Below are 3,678 nucleotides of genomic sequence, written 5' to 3'. Positions count from 1 at the left end.
CAAATTAATTCTTGATGTTAATTCTAACATAATTTTAATTTTTTGCAAGTAAAATATCAAAAATTAATTTGTTTATTTTAAATATTCCCATTAATTACCATACAATCAGTTAAATTTTAACAATTCACTAAAACAAAACTATAAAATATTTACTTCAACACAAATAGAGAGCACAGCATACTGAGCTCTCTATTTTTATTAGCAAGATAAGGTAAGTCAACAACATCTTTCTAAAATGAAAGAACCGCACAATATCTAAAGGTTAGTCAAAAGATGATAAAACGAAATCCAACTAGTTGGCAAAAAGTTTACCCACTCGCTTGTATTAACAATTGAAAGAAAATACCCCAACTCTATAGTATTGGTTATTAACGATTTCTTTACAATCTTTATCTTGGTTAAACCATAAAAAATAACTACTATTACAAATGATTGATATACAATCATAGGAATAACAATTTCCTTCAGTGCAATAATATTCCAATTCCCTTGAATTTTGCTAAAAACGGTGATAGGAATTACAAATATCGATTCTTGCAATAACACTCTGCAAAACAATTCAAGTAATAAAATATAGAAAACAGATGGAATTAAGAATAAATGTGAGAGATAATTCCACAATCTACTCTGATTGATTTTTTTAGAAGAGATTGGGATTACCCTATACAGTTCCGCTTTTCTGTCATTTATCTCCATTTCTCTATTCATTAGCACTACACTTATCAACAATAGCACACTAATAAGCAATAGCTTTATAGCCACCTCCAAAAACGGGGCTACTTTGTTATACTTTTTAAGGTTGATGTTGTGTTCGATTAGATAATCCGTTATTTTTGCAGACTTTTCTACACCTGCTTTTAGAGCTGCAATTCTTTCCCTCATTGTTTCAGGCAATACATTTAATAAGCTATCAACACTTTCAACCCTCTGATTATTAAATTCTCTTAATTTGGAATAATTATCATTACGGTACGCAATATACAAATTACTGATTAAGAAGTTGAAATGTTGCACTTGTTCTTTCAGTTCATCGCTAATCGTCTCTCCACTATTTTCAATATCCGTTAGATTTTGCAATACTATTTCCTTAATTTGATAATCTTCTTTCAGAAATATGGCATCAGTTCCGACACTTGATTCAAATATAAACAACCCACTTAACAAAAGTAAGACAAATCCACAAAAAATCAGTGTCGGCTTGAAAATTAGTTTATGTACCCACCTACTTATTCCCATATTTACATCTCCTATCTTGTTGCTTAATGATTAAGATTAGCAAAATAAATAGCAAACAAATATACATAAATATGCTCTTGCACGCATCCATATAACTAAAAGGATAATTGTAGATCAGTGATTTATTTCCATTTAGAGCTGACACCGTATCGATATAATAGATTGGACTCAACGCTGGAAAATATTGGTGCATTGAAGAATGAATCATCATTCTTTCCAAAAATAGTACAAATAGAATGAAAGATGAAGAAAATATTTTAGATTTTGTGATTTGAAATAGGATAGTGGCTATCATAATAAACAATAAATCTAGCAAGAATACAATCAATAAAATAGGAATCATGAAGTAGAACACTGAAACACTTGTTACTTCATTATTCATACTAAAAATTACAATTGATGGAACTATGTGTGGATTGATAGTCTTAGTAAGAAGTAACATAACAAACACAAGTATCGCTACGAAAACTTGCATTCCAAATACTAAACACGTAGAAATCAATTTTTTCTTAATTTGATACGAAACAAAGGATTTAGGTATAGTTCTCCAAACAGAATCTTTCACCTCAAAACGCAAAATAATATCCATCATTAGCACTACTATTAAAAATAAAATCAGAAAGAAATTAGAAAATAAATTGTTTTCTCCGATTATTTCATAGATATCACTTCTTAGCACATCTGAAAAAGATAACTCTTTAAGCTTGGAATTATAAAATTCCAATTTATGATAGTCTCTAATGAAACTTCTCTTCACATTCTCTTGAGCCGTTTTAAAAGGAACATTATCTACTTCCATTGCAATACTTCCGTACCCAAAAAACTCTGGAAAGTTTTCATATACTGTTTCGCCATATTCAGCAGCATATCTAGAATATTTTAAATAATCACTTAGATTATTGTCTAGTAAACTTTGACTAAATAGATTAACATTATGAATAAACTCATAATATTGTTGATAATCCTTTCCCCTCTCTCCACCTGAGCTTCCCAAGTTTTCAACCCGTTTATTTATTTGTAAAGTCATCAATGCACCATTTCGACTTTCTTCCATAATTTCATCATCAGTTTTAATTTTAGGAAGAATTATCACAATCGACAATGTCAAAAAAATCATTGTTCTCTTTAAAATGGTTTTCCAATCAAACATTATTTTACATATGAAACTAAGCATAAAAACCACCCCTAACCGTACAGGCTTCTATAAATCATACTGATTCTTTCTCTTCCCAACGATATTGAGATGACCCCAGAGTTTTCTTCCAACAAACCATCCAAAATCATCTTTATTTCATTATTATTTTGAGGAGAAAAAACAATTTTATTGTCTGCTACTAATTCGACAGGATAAGGATTCTTATAACGTTCCAAATGTAACTCATCAATAAATTGTACTACCAATTTCTTATTACGATTGAGATCCACTGCTTTTACATCGATTAATTTACCATCTTTCAAGAAAAGTACGCGATCATAGCATTCATCGAGATTTTCTAATAAATGTGAAGCTAAAAGCACAATATTCCCGTTATTCTTTAAATCAAAAATTACAGATTCAACCTTTTTTACATTTTCTTGATCTAAACCGTTCAGAACTTCATCGAATAGGTACACTTCCGCACCACTAATCAAACATAAAGCTAAACATAACTTTTGTCTCATTCCTAACGAATATACACTTACCTTCTTCTTGATGTAGCTACTCATTCCTAGCAGTTCTTCGATTTGAATGATATCTTTTTCCTTCTTCCCCCAACTGAATGCAAACAGTTCCATATGATCACGGCCAGTTAATTGTTCATATAAATCCATCGGCTCAAGCATTTTCGTTACAATAGCTTTATACTTGATATTCATTCCCGCATTTAACCCACTATACTGAATCTCACAATTTGAAGAAACAATATTACCAGCTATGATATCCATTAGAGTACTCTTTCCATACCCATTAGGTGCTACTATTCCAACAATCTCACCTAATCCAATCTCGATTTTATTTTTTAAAAATATAGGATTAGATGGAGTATATGAAAACTGTTCAATATTTATTTTTAGAGATTTCCTTTTGTCCATCTTGTTCCATCACCTTTCTTCTAAAAAATGTTCATTTCGTACAAGTATAAAATTCTTGTGTTGAAGCAAAATATAAATTGATTGTTTAAAATTTGAATTATCACCTTTTTATACTTTAATAATCCAATTTTAATTAAAGCGCTTTCAACGCTTCCTATAACCAACTCCTATCCATATTAACCACAGTTGGAGACAATTATTAAAATAAATTTGTGACCGTTTTAACAATTACATTGTACTACTTTTATAATAAAAGTCCAGAATATATTTTTTTGTTGATATATTTTTAATTATTACACAAGATAATATCCCTAGAAATAATCTTATACATAACAAAAAAAAGGCCTCGCAAATGCGAGACCTTATGAT

3 protein-coding genes are annotated in these 3,678 nt (G+C 29.7%); all 3 read right to left on the bottom strand.

The features are described from left to right. Window positions 1–255: 255 nt before the first annotated feature. On the bottom strand, window positions 256–1,236 hold the full coding sequence (locus RYK99_RS08795; RefSeq protein ID WP_314991854.1) for a hypothetical protein: 981 nt from the start codon (window positions 1,234–1,236) through the stop codon (window positions 256–258). After that, a complete protein-coding gene (locus tag RYK99_RS08790; RefSeq protein ID WP_314991853.1) occupies window positions 1,223–2,353 on the bottom strand; it encodes a hypothetical protein in 1,131 nt (376 codons plus the stop codon). The genes RYK99_RS08795 and RYK99_RS08790 overlap by 14 nt, the downstream gene beginning before the upstream one ends. A gap of 68 nt (window positions 2,354–2,421) precedes the next feature. Beyond that, the gene (locus RYK99_RS08785) at window positions 2,422–3,309 is read right to left on the bottom strand and encodes an ABC transporter ATP-binding protein (protein WP_314991852.1); all 888 of its coding nucleotides are present in this window, start codon (window positions 3,307–3,309) and stop codon (window positions 2,422–2,424) included. Between the last annotated feature and the right edge of the window lie 369 nt (window positions 3,310–3,678).

The organism is uncultured Gemella sp. (assembly GCF_963537375.1).
Lineage (GTDB): Bacteria > Bacillota > Bacilli > Staphylococcales > Gemellaceae > Gemella.
The sequence above is the reverse complement of the archived record's forward strand: the minus strand, read 5'-3'. Positions and strand labels throughout refer to the sequence as shown.